Origin of the sequence: Pseudomonas sp. S35, from assembly GCF_009866765.1 — a bacterium.
GTDB lineage: Bacteria > Pseudomonadota > Gammaproteobacteria > Pseudomonadales > Pseudomonadaceae > Aquipseudomonas.
Genome location: NZ_CP019431.1, coordinates 1,355,110 through 1,374,111 on the forward strand (window position 1 = coordinate 1,355,110; position 19,002 = coordinate 1,374,111).

At 61.6% G+C, this 19,002-nt stretch carries 13 protein-coding genes; 10 read left to right on the top strand and 3 right to left on the bottom strand.

Annotated features, from left to right (window positions below):
• Nucleotides 1-149: 149 nt before the first annotated feature.
• Nucleotides 150-383: a VF530 family protein gene (locus PspS35_RS06075; protein WP_016977534.1), complete on the top strand. Its 234-nt coding sequence runs from the start codon at nt 150-152 to the stop codon at nt 381-383.
• A gap of 3 nt (nt 384-386) precedes the next feature.
• The gene (locus PspS35_RS06080; protein WP_159933166.1) at nt 387-1,010 is read left to right on the top strand and encodes a Pr6Pr family membrane protein; all 624 of its coding nucleotides are present in this window, start codon (nt 387-389) and stop codon (nt 1,008-1,010) included.
• Between the two features lies 1 nt (nt 1,011).
• On the opposite strand, the gene PspS35_RS06085 is transcribed toward PspS35_RS06080, so the two are convergent.
• Both PspS35_RS06085 and PspS35_RS06090 read right to left on the bottom strand, forming a co-directional pair.
• Nucleotides 1,012-1,779 (bottom strand): siderophore-interacting protein, encoded by a 768-nt coding sequence (locus tag PspS35_RS06085; protein ID WP_159933167.1) that lies wholly within the window; start codon nt 1,777-1,779, stop codon nt 1,012-1,014.
• Nucleotides 1,776-2,324: a PadR family transcriptional regulator gene (locus tag PspS35_RS06090; protein ID WP_159933168.1), complete on the bottom strand. Its 549-nt coding sequence runs from the start codon at nt 2,322-2,324 to the stop codon at nt 1,776-1,778. The genes PspS35_RS06085 and PspS35_RS06090 overlap by 4 nt, the downstream gene beginning before the upstream one ends.
• 524 nt (nt 2,325-2,848) lie before the next feature.
• Here PspS35_RS06090 and PspS35_RS06095 point away from each other — a divergent pair.
• From PspS35_RS06095 to PspS35_RS06120, 6 genes are all read left to right on the top strand, one after another.
• Nucleotides 2,849-3,340, top strand: coding sequence for a CS1 type fimbrial major subunit (locus PspS35_RS06095; RefSeq protein WP_159933169.1), 492 nt, complete (start codon nt 2,849-2,851; stop codon nt 3,338-3,340).
• A gap of 125 nt (nt 3,341-3,465) precedes the next feature.
• Entirely contained in the window at nt 3,466-5,991 is a 2,526-nt protein-coding gene (locus PspS35_RS06100; protein WP_159933170.1) for a CS1-pili formation C-terminal domain-containing protein, read from the top strand.
• A 40-nt stretch (nt 5,992-6,031) separates the two neighbouring features.
• Entirely contained in the window at nt 6,032-7,261 is a 1,230-nt protein-coding gene (locus PspS35_RS06105; protein WP_238785989.1) for a hypothetical protein, read from the top strand.
• 12 nt (nt 7,262-7,273) lie between these two features.
• Complete coding sequence (locus PspS35_RS06110) at nt 7,274-8,020, top strand: molecular chaperone (protein ID WP_159933171.1); 747 nt, start codon at nt 7,274-7,276, stop codon at nt 8,018-8,020.
• A complete protein-coding gene (locus tag PspS35_RS06115; RefSeq protein WP_141690846.1) occupies nt 8,020-8,553 on the top strand; it encodes a CS1 type fimbrial major subunit in 534 nt (177 codons plus the stop codon). The genes PspS35_RS06110 and PspS35_RS06115 overlap by 1 nt, the downstream gene beginning before the upstream one ends.
• 20 nt (nt 8,554-8,573) lie before the next feature.
• On the top strand, nt 8,574-9,314 hold the full coding sequence (locus tag PspS35_RS06120) for a molecular chaperone (protein WP_159933172.1): 741 nt from the start codon (nt 8,574-8,576) through the stop codon (nt 9,312-9,314).
• Here the strand turns inward: PspS35_RS06120 and PspS35_RS06125 are convergent.
• Nucleotides 9,304-12,399 (bottom strand): transglycosylase domain-containing protein, encoded by a 3,096-nt coding sequence (locus PspS35_RS06125; protein ID WP_159933173.1) that lies wholly within the window; start codon nt 12,397-12,399, stop codon nt 9,304-9,306. The genes PspS35_RS06120 and PspS35_RS06125 overlap by 11 nt on opposite strands.
• Before the next feature lie 178 nt (nt 12,400-12,577).
• Between PspS35_RS06125 and PspS35_RS30205 the strand changes: the two genes are divergently transcribed.
• On the top strand, nt 12,578-17,197 hold the full coding sequence (locus PspS35_RS30205; protein WP_238785991.1) for a hypothetical protein: 4,620 nt from the start codon (nt 12,578-12,580) through the stop codon (nt 17,195-17,197).
• A gap of 361 nt (nt 17,198-17,558) precedes the next feature.
• Nucleotides 17,559-18,977, top strand: a complete 1,419-nt coding sequence (locus PspS35_RS06135; protein ID WP_159933174.1) for an amino acid permease — start codon at nt 17,559-17,561, stop codon at nt 18,975-18,977.
• The last annotated feature ends 25 nt before the right edge of the window (nt 18,978-19,002 follow it).

Here is a 19,002-nt window from a genome sequence, read left to right on the forward strand (position 1 = left end):
CGGACATTCCTTGGCAAGGCGGCGAAAAGACTTGATATGTATAGTTACAATATAACATTTCTTTCTGGCCGAAAACGGGAACTTTTTTTAACTGCTCAGGCGGGGTGATAAGGTGTGCGCCTTCGTGAGCACTTTTTCATAGGCCTGGCATGACCGCGACAAGCAACGACCCCCTCCACGGCGTGACTCTGCAACACGTCCTGACCACCCTGGTGGAACACTACGAATGGGAAGGCCTGGCCGAGCGCATTGATGTCCGCTGCTTCAAGAGCGACCCGAGCATCAAGTCGAGCCTGACGTTCCTGCGTAAAACGCCCTGGGCACGGGAGAAAGTCGAAGGCTTGTACGTCAAGCTGATGCGCACCAAACGCCCGCTGGATTGACCCATGAAGCGGTATGTAGCGGCAGCGGCGCTGGCCGGTTGGGTCGGCCTGGCAATTCAGCAATACCTGATTTTCTATTCGCGCTGGTCCACCGGCGCCAGCCTGCTGGGCGGGCTGATCAATTTTTTCAGTTTCTTCACCGTGCTCACCAACACCCTGGCGGTGGTGGTGTTGAGCTATGCCGTGGTGAATCGCGACTGCGCGGCGAAGCGGTTCTTCCTTGCACCCAAGGTCAGCAGTGGGATCGCCGTGAGCATCCTGGTAGTGGGGCTGGCGTACAGCCTGTTGCTGCGCCATTTGTGGCAGCCCGAAGGCTTTCAGTTCATCGCCGACGAACTGCTGCACGACGTGATGCCGGTGCTGTTTTTTATCTACTGGTGGCGGTGCGTGCCCAAGGGTACGTTGCGCTTCAAGCACATCGGCGCCTGGGTGCTGTACCCGCTGGTGTATTTCGCTTATGCGCTGCTGCGCGGGGATTTACTAGGGCAGTATCAGTACCCGTTCATCGACGTGGGCACCCTCGGTTATCCACAGGTGTTCGTGAATGCCGGGGGGATTCTGGCGGGGTTTGTGCTGATTGCGCTGGCAGTGGTGGGGCTGGACAGAGTCATCAAACCCCGCCCCTGATTCACTCTTCTTGACCGCCCTCGGCGCGCCAGTAACCCACGGCCTTGAGGAACTCTTCATTGACCTTGTGGGTGTCCAGCAGCACGCGCCGCAACTGGCGCGACAGCTTGCTTTCGGTGGCGATAAAGCTGCACAGCGAACCCCTCGGCGGCGTCAGGTTCTGCACCGCTGCAAGCAGGTCGTCCTGGCCGCGAATCACCCAGATCACCTCGACATCAGCCTGGCTCTCCAGCGCCTGTTTTTCTGCGGCGCTCTCGATCTCGATCACCGCCAGCACTTTACGTCCGGCCGGCAGTTCCTCCAGGCGACGACCGATCGCCGGCAGCGCGGTTTCGTCGCCGATCAGCAGGTAGCTGTCGAAGATATCCGGCACGATCATCGAGCCGCGTGGCCCGCCGATGTACAGGCGCTGACCGACCGCAGCCTGCGCGGCCCAGGTCGATGCAGGGCCATCGCCGTGCAGCACGAAGTCGATGTCCAACTCGCCGATGTCGAGGTCATAGCGGCGCGGCGTGTAGTCGCGCATCGGCGGTTGCGGGCCGTCGCCCTTGAGGCTGAACGTTGGGCTTTCCAGGGCCTCTCGTTCGCCAGCGTTCTGCGGGAACAGCAGCTTGATGTGATCGTCACTGCCCAGGCTGATAAAGCCTGCCAGCTCCGGCCCGCCCACCGTGATGCGGCGCATGCGCGGGGTGATGTCGACCACGCGCAGGACGTCGAGGCGGCGGAATTTGATGTCGTGGCTAACGCGATGGATGACTTGCGTATTCATTGGGTTTTCCCGTCGGCAATGGCTTGGGCGGTGCTGTTGAGCAATGTGGCAACACGCTGGATTTCTTCCGGGCTCCAGCGCCCGTGGTGCGAATGCAAGGCGTGGCGCAGGTTATGCACCGCCTCGTGGATTTGCGGCGGGCGGTCGTGACCGCGCAGCGAGCGTTTGCTCAATTGGATGCGCATGCGCACACCGTCCAGCGCAACCGCCTGTTCGCTTAAGAAGAGACGTCCGGCGTCGGTGATTGTGTAGCGTTTTTTTCCGCCTTCGGCGTCGCCGCTGATCAATTCGCTTTCTTCCAGAAAGGTCAGCGTCGGGTAGATCACCCCAGGGCTTGGGGTGTAGGCGCCGTCAAACAGGCCTTCGATCTGGCGGATCAGGTCGTAGCCGTGGCAGGGCTGTTCAGCGATCAGGGCGGGCAGCAGCAGCTTCAGGTCGCCCGGCGCAAAGACGCGCGGGCCACGGCCGCCGCGTTCGCGGACGGGGCGTTTTTCGAAGCCGTCGCGGTCGTCACCGTGGTCTCGGTGGTGATGAGGGTCTCTCATGATCGTTCTCTCTTGTCTAATTAAGATACAACTTAAGATATATCTTACGAGAAGCGCAAAATCGCCTGACGAACGGTAGCGCAAGCAAATCTGCGCTTGGCGGGTGGTCGGTAGGGGTGAACGGAGCGTGGCACTGCTCGCCTTTAAGTGGGCGAAAACATGGCATTTTTATGAATATTAAATACAGTTGTTGGTTGGAGTATTTGCTCTAGAAGTATGCAGATTCAAGCCCGCTCTAGTCGCGTGGCCGATCTCCTACAACCTTATGACTTATATAAGTAGTATCGGTGATTTTTGGATGTAATTAGTGGATGACAGTTAATGTTCATATTATTGAATATTAAGGTTTTTTTCTTTCTGTTCGGGTCGAGATTTATTACGCGCTAAAGCGAAGTTGCTGGCATCGTCAAGTGTGATTTCCAAGCACTATTTACCTGCGTCGCAAGACCCGGTTTATTCGTGTTTTGTCGCATTGGGAAAATCGGTTTCCCAACCAACATCTAATGCCACAACAGGTACTTAAAATGCTTAAGAAGACCGCTTTCGTACTGCCGTTTCTCGCACTGGCTTTCAGCACGTCCAGCGTGTTCGCCGCAGGTGAAGCCAGCAGTGTCATCAACATCAAGGCAACGATTCCGACCAAGCAGTTCCACGCGCAGCCACGTGACCCCAACTTCGGTCGTGACGAAACCATGAACTACAACACCGTCACCGGCGAGTTGGGCCAGTTGCGCGCCACCTACGATGTGAAAAACACGGACGGCTCGATCAAGGCTTACATCGAAGGCGGCCCTGCGTCGTTGACCAACGGTAGCGACTCGATCGCACTGACCAATACCTTCAACGGTGTCGTACTGACCGGCTCGCCGCTGGAAGTGGTCGATGATGCCAGCTCCACTCCAGGTACCCAGGCGGACCTGGTCGTGGCTGCTGCCAAACCTGCGGATGGCGTTTCCGGGCTCTTCACCACCAACTACACCATCGTGTTCGACCACGAGCCGCGCGTCACGCCGTGAAGCCAGGCTCGTTGAGCGGTAAGCACCGGCCTGTGGCTCGGTAGTCAAACCGGTCGGCAGTCAGTCTCTGTCTGTCGGTCGGCCGGTTTTCTCGTATTGAAATTCGAAATCAGAGTATTCCGTTCATGTTCCCGATGACTCCCATCGCGGCAGCGCTTGCCTTGTTGTTTTGTGCGAACGCGCTGGCGGCAGGTACTGCCGACGGCACTACACCTCGTAGTCTGCTTTCCCAGGCCAAGGGACTACCGGCGGACTTTGAAGAGCATTTCTTCGACGTGCCCCTGGCAGTCAAGGTGGATCTGGACCAAGAGTTTGTGTCCGAGGCGATGATCGTATTGACCCGTGATGACGGGCTGACCTTACTCGACTTTACCGACCATGACGGCAGCGTGATCAAGGATGACGAGCGTGACCGCTGGGCCGAGTACCTGAAACAAGGCGTGCCCCTGGGGGCTTGCGAAACCAATTGCCCCGACGGGCTCATGGCCGTGCATTACAACCTGGAAAACTCCACGGTTTCCCTGCTGACCGAAAATGCCGAGCGCGACGCCGAGGAGCAGCGCTACTACTTTCTGCCCACCGGCGGCAGCACTGGCCTGATCGTGCGCAACCAGATGAACCTCAGCGGTGGCGAAGGGCAGGACCTGGGCGGACGCTTCGGCATCGATGCCAGCAGCAGCCTGGGCCTGTGGAGCCAGACCCTGAACATGCAGTTCTCGCGCCTCGGCGGGCCGGACGACGATGACCTCAACCACGCCGTGTATGCGCTCTATACCCAGCGTGAACTGCAAGGCAATTTCCTGCGCCTGGGCTACTTCACACCCAATGCCGAAGGCCTGACCCGCCAGCTGCGAACCTTCGGTGCCAGCCCGGACACCGCCGTGGGCGTGATGTATGGCAGTTCCGACAGCCTGATGATCAATAATTCCAAGCCTGCCGTTTACCCGATCTATGTCACCGCCAGCCGCCAGGCAGCGGTGGAGATTTATCGCAATGGCCTGCTGATCAACACCCAGTCGGTCAGCAGCGGCTTGCAAAGCCTGGACACGCGGCCGCTGCCCGGTGGCATTTATGAAGTGGAAGTACGCCTGGTGGAGGACGGCCAGATCACCAGCACCACCCAGGAGTTGGTGTACAAGCCCAACAACTGGCGCAACCACGATGAGCGCTGGCGCTACAACCTGTTTGCTGGCCGGGAAAGCAAACTGCTGAGCAACTTTGATGAGCAGAGCAGCGGCAGCCCGACCGCAGGCATCTCGGTGAACTACCTGGCTCACCCCCGTGTGGTGTTGGGGGCGTCCGGTCGCCAGGTCAAGGACAACATGCAATACGGCACCTCGGTCGACTGGACCCTCGCCGACCAGGCCAGCCTGTATGCCAACGTCTACTGGACGGAAAAATACGGCACCGGCCTCGACCTCAACGGCCTGTACAACTACGGCCTGGGAAGCGTCGTGTTCAACCACACGCGCAGCTGGCTAGACACCCGTAACACCTATGAAACCCTGCCGGATGGCACGCGCATTCGCCAGCGCGACGTGTTTGTGGGCCAGACCAGTAACTCATCGATTTCAGTCAACCACCGCTTGAGCAACCTGCGCTCGATCAACGCTCGCCTGTTCTACAGCGAAGGCAACAGTGAAGGCGTCGGCCTGGACCTTGGCTGGACCGAGCGCACCCATCTGTTTGGCAACGACGCCAACTGGCGCGTGTCGGTATTTGACCGGCCAGCCACCGCCAGCACGGGCGAGCGGCGCAACCGTGGGGTCGACCTGAGCATCAGCCTGGCCCTCGGCGCCCCCGGCGAGCAGTGGTCCGCCAGCATCGGCACGCGTACCTCCCGCGAGGGCACCCGCGACAACAATGCCTCGCTGACCTACCGCAAGGACCTGCAAGACCACATGCTGCAAAGCGTCTCCGCCACGGCGACCACTGACACCTACGGCATCGGTTTGTCCGGCATGGCCAGTTTCGAGAACGAGTTTGTCAGTGGTGACGGCTACGTCCAGCGTTCCTCATTCAACAATGACCTGGCGGGCGGCCTGAACCTGGACAGCACCTTTGCCCTGGGCCAACAAAAAATGGTGCTCACCAGCCAATACCACGGCACCGGCTCCGGGTTGATCGTGGATGTCGAAACCGACGTCGACGACATCGCCCTGCGCGCCGATGACTTGAGCGGCGGTAGCACGGCCCTGCGCCCTGGTCGCAACTTCATCCCGATCACCGCCTACAAAGGCAGCTCGGTGAGCTTCGACTTCGAAGGCAACCACGCCCCCTCGGCCTCGATTCAACCGCCGCGCACGCGCTACCACCTGAACAAGGGCGGCGTGGAGTACCGCAAGGTCAGCGTGATGCAAACCGTCACCGTGCTCGGGCGCCTGGTGGACCCCCAGGGCAAACCGCTCAAGGGCCTGCATGTGATCAACCACGCCACGCGTGGGGTGAGTGAGGTCGACGGGTTCTTCTCCCTGGAAATGAATGCCAGCTCGCCAACCCTGGAAGTGCGCCGCAACAACCAACTGCTCTGCCAGTTCAGGCTTGATCCTTCCAAAGCGCGACTTGAAAACAGCGTGCTGATGATCGGGGACTTGCGCTGCACGCCGGATACGTTGGCGGAGTCCACAGTCACCGAACAAATCGCTGGATAACGTACCTGTGACTGGCCACCGTGAAATGGGATTTTGATCTATGAAAAGTGTATTACCACTGGCATTTGTCGTACTGACAAGCCTGCTGGGCGGTGGGTTCAGCGGGGCCGCGCAGGCGATGTCTCAGGACATCACCGCAGTGTTCACGCCTGACCCGGCGAACCCAATGCGAAATGAGTTTCGCAACACCACGCCGGTGACGGGGGTATGCGCCTGGCATATGCCTGCCGCGTGCGAGCGGATGAAGATTTTCACGATACGCACGGACAGTTTTGTTGCCAACGCGAATGCACCTATCCAGGCGTTTCATGAGGACCCGCGCCAGGGCGCCATGTGGAAGGTGCCGTCCGAGTGGCGGGATGTACAGGTGACCCACACGCGGACTGGAGAAACCGCAATCGTGCAGGTGCGAATCGCCGGTATCGGCCACCGATGGGATGCTCGGCCGAACACGAGTGTCTGGGCGCGGCCGGGCGTGTCCTGGACTTCGCAATGGGTCAATGCGCCAGCCCCTTGCCAGAGCACCGGATTTCTCACGGGAAGCAACTCACTTGCGCTGTTCTTCTGGCTTGTTCCCGAAAATGCAGGCGTGTGTAGCCGCTACCCCGGCACCACAATTGACCGCTTCTGGTACAGCACCTTCGAGTTTGCCTATGCGCTGCGAACACCCAACCCGTTGGGCATGTCGTCGGGGCAGTACACCGGCAATATCACTTACAGCATGGGCCCGCGCCAGGACTTCGACTTCGGTGATGTGGTGATCCCGGGTGATGATCAACTGAACCTGAATTTTACCCTGGACGTGCAGCACACCCTCCAGTTGGAAGTGCCGCCCGGTGGCGATCGCGTGGAATTGATCCCCCAGGGCGGTTGGCAGGCCTGGCTGAACCAGGGGCGTAAACCGGTGCGGCTGTTTCGCGATCAGACCTTCAATATCTCTGCGTCGTCGCGCTTCAAGATGCAACTGGAGTGCGAGCGAGTGATGGGCGACACCTGCAGTATTCGCAACGGTAATGACCATCAAGTGCCACTCACCGTGAGCGTGAGCTTGCCCCACGGCCTGAACCGCGCCGATGGCTCGGCCGTGGTTCGCCAACCCTTGCTGTTGAGCGGTGCCGGCACCGAGCAATTCCAGCCGGGGTTCTATGTGAACCGCCGCCCTGGAACCTTGCATTTCGAGGTCGCCAAGGAACATGTCGACGCCATGCTCAGCCAGGGCGGCAGCACCTATTCGGGGCAGGTCACGGTGATCTGGGATTCGGACCTGTAAAGGGAGAGCGTTATGTGGATCAAGTATGTGTTGGCCCTGTGGGTGCTCGGCGGCTTGCCGCTGTGGGCACACGCCGGCCCGAGCCTCAACGTCGGGGCGTTCTACGACTACCTGGAAGGCGATAAGAGTACCTACCTCAAGCGGGTCTTCAATGCTGGCGACAGCACCGCCTTTGTACGGATCCAGGTGCAGGAAATCCTCTACAACAATGACGGAACCTCCGAAGAGGTGGCGCTCAAGCCGGCCGCCGACCCCAGCATTCGTGACGGCCTGATGGCCAGCCCGACGCGCTTGATCGTGCCGGCCGAAGGCATGCAGGGCACGCGCCTGTTGTACCTCGGCGAGCGCGAAAAAGAGCGTTATTTCCGCGTGCGCTTCGTGCCGGTGATGCCAGAAAAGGACGACGAGTTTGCGGTTTCGGATGAGGAACGCGAAGCCTACAAAACGTCCTTGTCAGCCGGGGTCACGGTATTGGCAGGGTTCGGCACGGTGTTTTTCGTGAGGCCCAAGGTGACGCGCTTTGCGACGGGCACCGATGACAGTGCCGGGAGCTACCGTCTGCGTAACGACGGCAATAGCGTGGTGGTGATCGATGAGTTCAAGGACTGTTCCACCGCCGCGCCCCAGGACTGCCAGCCCACCACCAAGCACCACATTTTGCCAGGCCGCGCGTTTGACTTTGACAAGCAGGCCGGGCGGACTTACCGCTTCACTCTGATCGAAGGCGGTGACAAAAAACCTTATGAGGTCAAAGGATGATGAGCAGTGAAACAACCCACGTCGGCTGGCGCTGGCGCCTGTCGGAGACGCTGTACAAAGGCCTCGCGGGGGCGGTGTTGTTGGTCGCCGTGCTGTTCAGTTCATCGGCGCTGGCGGTTCGCGAAGCGCGGGTGTTCGATGTGTCGGTGACCATCCCGACCTCGGACTTTTACGTACTGCCGATCACCCCAGGGTTCCTGGAGCGTGAGCAACAGATGGTCTGGGACCTGGTGCCGGGTCGCCTGCGTCCGCTGCGCGAACACTTTGACGTGAAGAGTTCGGCGGGCGGGATCAATGCGCGGCTGGGCGCGGTGCCCATGTTGTTCAACGGCGGGCGTACCTATATCGACTTGAGTGTCACGTTCAATGGCCAGGCGCTGAGCCTCGACGACACCCTGGTGGTGCCCCAGGACGAAGCGCGCCAGGGCAAACGTGTGCTGCTGGACATCTCGGCGGTCGAGCCGGCGGATGGGTTTACCCCCGGCGAGTATTACGGCAGCGTCGAGCTGCTGTTCGACGCGGTACGCCCATGACGATTTTTAAAGGAGGGGTTATGAAACGTGTAGCGGCAATGCTGGGCTTGATGGTGTGTTCGTTGAGTGCCCAGGCCGGGCCGAACATCAACATTGGCGACTTTTACGACTATTTGCGTGGCGATAAAAGCACCTACCTCAAGCGTGTCTTCAACGGCGGCACCAAGACCGCCTTCGTCAAGGTCAACGTCACCGAAATGCTCTACAAACCCGACGGCAGCTATGACGAAGTGCCGCTCAAGCTCGAAGCCGACGGCAGCGTGCGCAATGGTCTGGTCGCCAGCCCGGCGCGGCTGATCGTGCCGGCCGATGGCATGCAGAGCACACGTTTTGTATTCATCGGTGAGCGCGATAGCGAGCGCTATTTCCGGGTACGTTACCTGCCAGTGGCGCCCGAGAAAGACGACGGCTTTGGTGTCACCGATGAGGAGCGCAAAGCCTATGAAGAGACCTTGGTGGGCGGTGTGCAGGTGATGGCTGGCTACGGCACCGTGTTCTTCGTGCGGCCCAAGGACAGCCGCTTCGATACGCGGGTCGAAAATGGCGGGCAGCGTTACACCTTGCGCAATGCGGGGAATACGGTGGTTGTGGTGGATGAGTTCAAAGATTGCGCGGCCAATGACCGAACGTCGTGCGCCCCCACCACCAAGAATCATATTTTTCCGGGGCGGGTGTTCAGCTTTGAAAAACAGGCCGGGCGTACTTATCGGTTCTATGTGGTAGAGGGCACTACCCAAAGAATCGTCGAAATCAGTGGCTAGCAGCGGTGCACAAGGTATGGCTGCCCGGTTGCAGATAGGGCATCAGCACCGGCGCCATGCCCTTGAGCACCTGCACCGGCAGCGCTGAGGTAAAGGTGAAATTCTGCGCGCCGCTGCCGGGAACAAAGGCAGTCAGGGTACCGAAGTGGTGTTCACCGATGTAAAACACAAAGGTCGCGGTGCGGTTGATCGCCTTGGAACTCAGGACCCGCCCACCCGCGCCAATCGCCTCAATGCGGTTATCCCCGGTGCCGGTCTTGCCGCCCATCGCCAAGGGGCTGCCATCGGCCAACTTGAAACTGCCGGAGACACGTTTGGCGGTGCCTGCGTCCACCACTTGCGACAAGGCCCCACGCAAGGCAGTGGCGACTTCGCTGGGCATCACCCGTTTGCCGCGATTCGGGTCATTGATCAGGCGGGTTTCATAAGGTGTGCCGGCGGCAAAGTGCAGGCTGTCGATGCGCAGGGTCGGTTGGCGCACACCGTCATTGAGGATCGTGCCCACCAGTTCGGCGAGGGCCGCAGGCTTGTCGCCAGAACTGCCGATGGCTGTGGCCAGGGACGGCACCAAGTGATCGAAGGGGTAGCCGACGGCTTTCCAGCGCTGATGAATATCCAGGAACGCTTCGATCTCCAGCATGGTGCGGATGCGGCTGTCGCGGGCGCTTTTGTGCCGGCTCTTGAACAGCCAGCCATAGACTTCCTGGCGCTCATGCTCGCTGGCCGCGACCGCCTGGGTAAAGGTCGCGTCGGGATGGTTGAGCAGGTAACCGAGCAGCCATAGGTCCAGTGGGTGAACCTTGGCGATATAGCCTTGGTCCGGCAGGTCGTAGGCGCCGGGGCCGTAGCTCAGGTAGAGTTTTTGCAGGCGCTCGTCGCTGAGTTTTTCGCTGGTCTTGCTGCCGCTCAGGTGGGAGCGGACGAAACGGTCGAAACTCTCTTGGCTGGCCTGGGGCAGCAGGTAGCGATGCACGGCCGCCAGACGGATGGCGGTGGGGTGCAGGCCGTCGAGGAAGGTGTTGAGCCGGGCCTGGGTGTCCTTGTTGCGGTATTTTTTCCAGAAGCGCAGCAAAAACGTCGTGCCCTCGCGGTCGGCGAACTGGGCCAGGTATTCCTGGCGCCGTGGGTCGCTGTCGTCCTTGAGTAATTGCGCGCTGTTGCCCGGGGCCTGGTAGGTGCTGTAGCGCACCAGGTCGCGCATCAGGCGGATGAAGGGCAGGTTGATCGACTCGCGCAGGGCGTCACGCAGGGTCGGGCTGCGGCCGTTGTCTTCGTTGCGAAAGTTGTGGAAGTGATGCAGGCCGCCACCGGTGAAAAAGCTTTCGCCGGGGCTGGCCGAATATTGCCGATCAAGGGCTGCGTCGAGCATCTTCGGCAGGCTCTGGTCGCTGTTCTGCGCCAGGTAATCCAGGGCCCAGCGGGACAGGCGATCCTGGTCATCGATCTCGATTTTTTTCAGCGCAGCGGGCGGCTGGCCGGCGTACCGATCATGCAACTCGCTGATGATTTGCAGGTAGGTGGTCAGTACCCGCAGCTTGGCGGTGGAGCCCAGTTCCAGCTTGCTGCTTTCGTTGATGTCGAACGGTTGGTCGGTGTTGTCGGTCTGCACCCGTACGCGGGCACCGTCGGGCGTCATCTCATACAGGGTGAAGCTGTAGCGCACTTGGGCGGTGCTGCTGGGCGTCAGCAGGCGCGGGCCGAGTAGCCCCAGTTGGCCGGCGAAGGCCGGGTCTGCCAGGCGTTTGAGGTAGTCGGTGGCCTGGGTTTGCAGGTCGCTGTGCAGGGTGCTGGTGGCGGACAGGTCGAGGCGGTCCAGGTCATACAGCGGCCGGTTGAGCAGGGAACCCAGGCGGCTGCGGGCAACGTTGATGCCTTTGTTGCTTTCGATTGGCTGGACCGTGGGCTGCTGCTGCCAGTCCCGGTAAGTGACCCGGCTGGCGAGTGCGGCTTCGGACAGCCCCGGCTCAATTACCCCGTTCTGCGCCAGCAGACGCAGATGACTGTCGGTCAGTTGCTCCAGGTCGGCACGGCCCTTGGCGAGGTAGTAAGACGGGCGGCGCTGGGCAATCATCAGGGACAACACTTCGCGCAGGGCCAGGCCTTTTTGCTTGAGCGTTTGCGGGTCGTCACTGGCGAGCAGGGCGTTGGTCTGGTTGAAGTCGGCGCCGTACCAGACCCGCAGTCCTTCTGCCAGGCCATGCACCTCGCCGTGGCCGGGCACCGCCGACAGCGGCACGCTGTTGAGGTAGTCGCGCACTACATCCTGACGTGCTTGCAGGCTGTCCGGCCCGCCCTGATACGCCCGTACACTGGCGGAAATCATCTGGCGGATTTTCTCACCACCGCTCAGGGTCAGCCCATCGGGTGAGTGGCGGTATTTTTCCAATTGCGTGGCCAGGGTACTGCCACCGGCACTTTGGCCCGGCAGGTGCAGCAAGCGTGCGACCTGCGACCACGCGGCCTTGGCAAAACGTGGCCAATCCACGGCGGGGTTGGCTTGGGGTTGGTCGGGGTCGAGCAGGTCGCGGTTCTCGATAAACAGCAGGCTACTGACGATCACGGGCGGGATGGCGCTGAAACGCGGGTACGCCTGTTGCGGGTAATTGAAGCGGTACACCGGGGCGGCCCGGCAATCGGTAATCGTCAGACCAGCCTGGATTTTCTCGCGGTAGGGAATGAACAGGCCGTGATCGCTGTAGTCGATCAGCGCCGTGGAGAAGCGTGCCTGACGTTCGATCAGGTAGTTGCGTTTGAGCAGGCGCGGCAGGAACTCACCCAGTGCGCTGTAGCCCAGGCGCCGGTCGAACGGACCGTCGCCGGGATAGACAATGGCGTCACTGGCACCGGGTTGTACCGTATAGCTCAACGCGTGGGCGAGACGGCTTGACTCTCGGGCTTGCCAGTGGGCCGTGCGCATTTCCCGATGGGCGGCAAACCCCAGCGCGATCAGGCCGATCAACAGCAGTAACCAGACCATTCGCCACACATACCGCCGCTTGCGGGGGCTTTGCGGCAATGGCTGTTCATCCAGGCTGTCGGCGGGGCCAGCAGCCTTGGGTGAATCGGTTTGCCATAAAGCGCCCATAGTCGATTGATCCATTCACGCAGATTGATCGGACTTGATTCAAGCGTAGACGTTGATTGAGGCAGACAAGGGATTTGTCGCAAACCCCTAGCGGGCTACCGCAGGTGCGTGGAAGGCAAGCCATAGCCTGCGAGGTCAATCGGACCGATTACCGGTGTCCGTTACCAGGAGCTCCCTCATGTCTCAAACCCCCCCTGTGCCCACGTTGCGGCGTGCGCGCATTGAGCGGATCGTCAATACGTTTTCCTCTGTGCCGAGCTTGCGTACGGTAGCGCAGGCCCAGATCCAGGCGGCACTGGATCGGCAGTACCCTTCCTTGCACTATGCCGCCGCACACCTCGCCATTGGCATACCGGTAGGTCAGGGTTATCGCTACAGTGCGCTGGCCGACGAAGTGCTGGCGCGCCTGGCCCGTGCGCGACCGGTTCGGTATGTCGAAGACTTTCACCAGGTGATGCAGCATCAACGGGAGGTCTACGTGCAGGGCGGGCCGGGGCTGGTCGATCTGGAACGGCTGGTCAACCACGCGGGAGGCGAGTTGTTGGATGCCTGGCTCGCACGTTTGCGGGATTGGTGGGGGGCGCCGCGAGGGGCGGGGACGAGCCGCTGGGCTGAGTTGTCCGATGAATTACTGGGGTTGCTGTATGAATGCCAGATGCCCGCAGGCATGAGTGCAGAGCACTTTTCACGGCTGTTTCCACGTCAGGCGCTGCACCCCAGCCGACCTGATCGTACGTGGCGTTCGCAGGGTGAGACGTTGACGGTACGTACGCTGTCGGTGCGCCGTGGCCAGAGCACGCAACCCCCTGACATGGTGCCGGTATTGATCCTTGATCACCGGCTGCTGGGGGCCGAACTGCGCACGCTGCTCGTGTTCAGTCCCGCCACGGGGATTCATCCGTTGCAACAGTTGGAGGATATCGAACCCCTGATCCCCGGGTTCGTGAGCGCCTCGCTGGCACACGGGGCCGTGGAGTGGTTTGTCGAGGAACTACCCGGCGACCCGTTCGATGCGTTGGCGGCCTGCTTCGCCCAACAGCAGAGCGCCGAAGTCATGGCAATCGACCGCTCAGTATCACGTACGCCCGAGCAGTGCCAGGCAATGCTGGACTACGTGACTGACCCCCATCGTTGGTTCGAGTCGGCCCTCACACTTGAACAGCAACGCTTGCAAGATCGATTACCGCTCTGGCTCATTCATGCTTCGCCGGACGACAGCCTGGCCTATGCTCGCCTGCTACAGGGGCTGGTCGCTGCGCAAACAGCGGCGGCGGGGCACACCTTTCTCGACGGTATCGCGCCGATTCGCACGTTCACCGCCCAGGCCCTGACGCACTGCCTGGAGAAGGAGCCCCGCGCCAAGGCGATCAGCCCGGATCACATTGAACTGACCTACAGCCTTGTCACGGCGGTGATGTTGCCAGGCGGTTTTACCAGTGGTGATGCCCACCGGGTGACACTCACGCTGACGGAGTTGGCCCTGGAAAACCTCGGCGGTTTCCCCCATGCGCCGTCCCAGGTAAAACTCAACGGCGATGTGGCGCCCGCTTGGTTGAGCGCCTCTTTGTTGACCGGCTGCGTGACCGAGACGGACGTCGGCCAGGCGTACCCCGACCTGTTGCGCAAAAAACTGATCGACGACCCGATTGAATCGGCCCGCCGCGAGAAGCTGTTCAGTCGGCAACTGCGGGCGCAACTGCCGCTGCTGGCGCTGGAGCTGAAGCTCAAACGCGAGGGCGGCTTGAGCCAGGCCGGTTACCGGTTGGTGGAGGCGGCCGTCCAGGCCAGTGCGGATGGACGCGCGGCGGGTATGTGGGCGCTGGCATTCAAGGCCACGCCAGCTGCGACGGCGGACGAGGTGGTCGGTTTTTACGTGATCGGCCCACGTGACACCGAGCACGGGCCGCATCTGTTGTACCGGCCGTTGTCGACCCCAAGCCTGCGTGAGTTCGAGTCGCAGCAGGCGTTGTTGGAGGCCATCAAGACGCCAGGGGAATTGCACGACAGTGTCCTCGCCTGGATGGCCCCTGCCCGCCAGCCGGTGTATGCCAACGGTGGTTTCCAGGAACCGCATGTCGCGCACTTTCTGGCCGGTGATGAGTTCAGTGTGCCGGATCGGCCAGCGCCGGCACAGCTCAGTAAACGGCTGGAGGAAGGCGACCCGTTGCCTGGCCTGTTTGTCTCGACTGCCCAGGCGTTGGTCAGCTTGGCCCAGGCCCAGTCGGTGTCCAATGCTCAGCAACGCTGGCGGACGTTAAAGGCCGGCGGTTGGTTGCTGCTCAATACACTGCTGCCGTTTGTCCGGGGGCCGGCACTGCTGGCGGGCTGGATGGTGCAGGTGATGGACAGTGTCCAACGGGATGTGGCGGCATTGGCCAGTAACGACTCGGTCATGCAGACCCAGGGTGTGATAGACCTGTTGACCAATCTGGTGATGATCCTTGCCCATCGGGCCTCGCCTCATGAGTGGCCGGCGATGCTGGACCAGCAAGCCTCAACGTTTGCTTCGCCAGCGTCGATGCAGCGTCCTCCCGCAGTGATACCTGGCCCTGCCACCGTGCAGTTGCAGCCTCCCTTCAGTTGGAGTAATTCGCGCGATACGCTCACACCGTCCTTGCGCGCCCGGCTGGAGGGTATGAGTCTTAAGGCCTTGCCCCAACCTTGGCCATCACGGCTGCCAGGCGCACAGGCTTCGGGGATACACGAAGGCTTGCTACTGGATACGGCGTCGACCCCGGTCCACTGGCAGGCGTTGGTGCGCGGTCATGTGTACCGCGTGCAAGTGGCCCGTGACCGCGTGCGAGTGGTCAGCGCCGACGGTAGCGCGAACGGGCCGTGGCTCAAGTCGCTGGGGGGCGGTGCATGGGATGTGGACTTGGGCTTGCGCCTGCGCGGCGGGCAATCGGATACCCCGACCGGCCTGGTTGACAGTGAGTCACGCCGTCAGCAACTGGAGCAGGATTACCGCCAATCCACCGAGCGCCGGGAAACCGCAGACCGTGCGCTGACCACGGCCCGCATGCTTAGAGACAGCGAGGATACGCGCGTCACCGAACAGCATCGCGCCACGGCGGGCGCTCGCTATGTGCAGGAGCTTCAGAACAAACTCGAGGCCTCATTGCTTGAGCTGGAGTACCTCAGGACGCTGCAGGTCATCAGGCGCCGACCCGGTTATGCGAGAGAGTTGTCCACGTTGCTGGAAGGGACGGCGCTCACGTTGCAGCTATTGCTCCAGCACGCCCGCCAACAGACCGTCGCGATCCACCGCAGGTTGGTGCCGCTGCTGGAGCTGGTGCAATCGCTGAGCGCGCAGGAGGCACTTCTGGATATCTATCAGCAGCCCCACCGGCAGATCATGGAGGGGCTGCGGCAGTTGGCCGACAGTAATGAGCAAGCCATTGACTGGCGCGGCCTGCAACTGGGTTTGCTGGATGAACTGAGTCAGGTGCCCAAGTATGGGCGGGACAAGGCCCAAGCCTTGCGCGAGAGCGAGTTGTCCGCGCCGACGGTGCTCGAGCTGCAATCGCTGCAGGTCACCGCCTTGTGGGCCGTGGCGATCAATACCGAAGGGCCGACGCTGGAGGAAGGTTTTTTTCAAAGCCTGGACGACACCATTCACCGCGCCCGTTGGGCCAGTGGCTCGCAGGCCCACTTGGACGAGCTGGCGCCGCAAAGTGCGGAGCTGCGTACCGAGTTGCTGGAGAGTTTCGACCGTGTCTACGCCTTGAGCGATGATCGGATTGAGTTCTGGCGCGCTATGGCCCCGGAGCGCTTCGATCTCAAGTACCTGGAGAAGCTGCAACAGTTGCTCGCGCAATTGCACAAGGAGGTTCAGCGTGAGCTGGCAGCGGTGCTGGTTCCGACAGCCGCCGCGACGCCTGCTGTGGGACGTGCGCGGGTTCGGCAGAAAAAAATCATTCGCGTGCGCAACCAGGACATGTACGTCGCCCAGGTCAAAGTGACAACCGGCGAGCATCCCCAGGAAGTGGCCGAAGTCACGGATGCCCAGGACACGGTGATCGCCACGTTTACCCAGGCCGACGATGGCATTTGGGAGCCGGTCAAGGCACCCGCCCCGGCGCTTCCTGGGCCGCTGCCCAACCTGGGCCGGCTGGTCGAACAGGGGCAGGCGTTACGCGCACCGGTGGAAAAGGCCATCGCCGAGGTACTCAAAATGGCCAGTCGGGCCAATGAGCCTCAGTCGTTGCAGGACCTGCTGGAGCAGCGCGCCGACAAGTTGCGCCAGTGCGCCGAGGCGATCCAGCAGCGGTTGCTGCACAGCGTGCCGGAGCGCCTGGCCGCGACGCAGCGTGCCCGGGCCACAACCGAGGCCGATGAGTTGCGCGCGGCCGCCAGCCGCTTGTCCGAGCAAGGTTTGCAGGCACGCCTGGCTGCAATCAAGGCGCGCCTGCCGACCCAGGCCGGGGTGCAGGTGCTGGTCAGTCATCACGAAGCGCGCATCTTTCGCCAGGGGGCGCGGGTCGAACTCGCCGGACGGTCCAATGACTGGTTGCAAGCGTACGTGGTGATGGACGCGCAAACGCGTCAGGCCCTGTGCTACGGGCATTTTCACTACGAACGGCCGACCGGGCCGGACGACCATTTCACCGCTGCGCACCTCAAGACACCCGCGCAACATCGAATGGGTAAACAGTCCCAGGCCCAGGCATTCGCCAGCATGCAGGCGGGGCAAAGCGGGCGTGTGACGCAAACCCTGGAGATCCATCGGGGCGAAATCAACCTCAGGATGGCGCGCAGGTTGTTTTTCGATGCGCCGCAGTGGACCGGCGACTGGTGATCGATACGGACCCTCGGGCTAGAGCGCTCCAGCTCCGGTAAATACGACCAGGGCAGGGGCATGACGGTGCACCGATGCTGTGCAATACTCGCCGCCGTTTGCGACAGACTATTCCTACAGTTCCCAGGTGATGCCCCTCCGCAGAAGCGGCATTTGCCGAGGAATCTCGCTGAATTTTGTTGCTTATTGAGTGAAAAGCCCTGCTTGCGGCTTTCTATACTGCACGCCCCCTGAGCTGGCCGGTGTGTCGGCCGGACGGATTTACCCACGAGGTGAGCCCGCTAGGACAGCGTCACGGCGACCCGCTGTGGCGCTGAACACTCGGTGGTTCAATCCAATAACAAAATGAGGTTGTATCCCCATGCCAGCTGGCAACCACCTGCCCCATGGCGAGACCGCTTCTGGCGGCCCGCTCAAACGCGAACTCGGTGAGCGGCATATCCGCCTGATGGCCCTCGGCGCCTGTATCGGTGTCGGCCTGTTCCTCGGTTCGGCCAAGGCCATCGAGATGGCCGGCCCGGCGATCATGCTCTCCTACATCCTTGGCGGCCTGGCGATCCTGGTGATCATGCGCGCCCTCGGTGAGATGGCCGTGCACAACCCGGTCGCCGGTTCGTTCAGCCGTTATGCCCAAGACTACCTTGGTCCGTTGGCGGGCTTCCTGACCGGCTGGAACTACTGGTTCCTGTGGCTGGTGACCTGCGTCGCCGAGATCACCGCCGTGGCGGTGTACATGGGCGTGTGGTTCCCCGATGTACCGCGCTGGATCTGGGCCCTGGCGGCCCTGGTGAGCATGGGCACCATCAACCTGATCGCGGTCAAGGCCTTCGGTGAGTTCGAGTTCTGGTTTGCCCTGATCAAGATCGTCACCATCATCGCGATGGTCATCGGCGGTGTCGGCATCATTGCCTTCGGTTTCGGCAATGACGGTGTTGCCCTGGGTATTTCCAACCTGTGGGCCCACGGCGGCTTCCTGCCCAACGGCGTGCAGGGTGTGTTGATGTCGCTGCAGATGGTGATGTTCGCCTATTTGGGCGTGGAGATGATCGGCCTGACCGCCGGTGAGGCGAAGAACCCGCAGAAGACCATCCCCAATGCCATCGGCTCGGTGTTCTGGCGGATTCTGCTGTTCTATGTCGGCGCGTTGTTCGTGATCCTGTCGATTTACCCGTGGAATGAAATCGGCACCCAGGGCAGCCCCTTCGTGATGACGTTCGAGCGGTTGGGCATCAAGACCGCCGCCGGCATTATCAACTTCGTGGTGATCACCGCTGCGCTGTCGTCGTGCAACGGCGGCATCTTCAGCACCGGTCGCATGCTCTACAGCCTGGCACAGAACGGCCAGGCTCCGGCGACGTTCGCCACCACTTCCAGCAATGGCGTGCCGCGTCGCGCCCTGTTGTTGTCGATAGGCGCGTTGCTGTTGGGCGTGTTGCTCAACTACCTGGTGCCGGAGAAAGTCTTTGTGTGGGTGACGTCCATCGCCACCTTCGGCGCGATATGGACCTGGGTGATGATCCTGCTGGCGCAGCTCAAGTTCCGTCGCGGCCTGAGCCCGGATGAGCGCGCCGGGCTCAAGTACCGCATGTGGCTGTACCCGGTCAGTTCCTACCTGGCGCTGGCGTTCCTGGTGCTGGTGGTCGGCTTGATGGCCTACTTCCCGGACACCCGGATCGCGCTGTACATCGGCCCGGCGTTCCTGGTGCTGCTGACCGTGTTGTTCTATGTGTTCAAGCTGCAGCCGGCCCAGGCTGGCCAGGGTTCACCGCGTTCGGCATGACCCCCTGACCTGTGGCCTGCCTGCC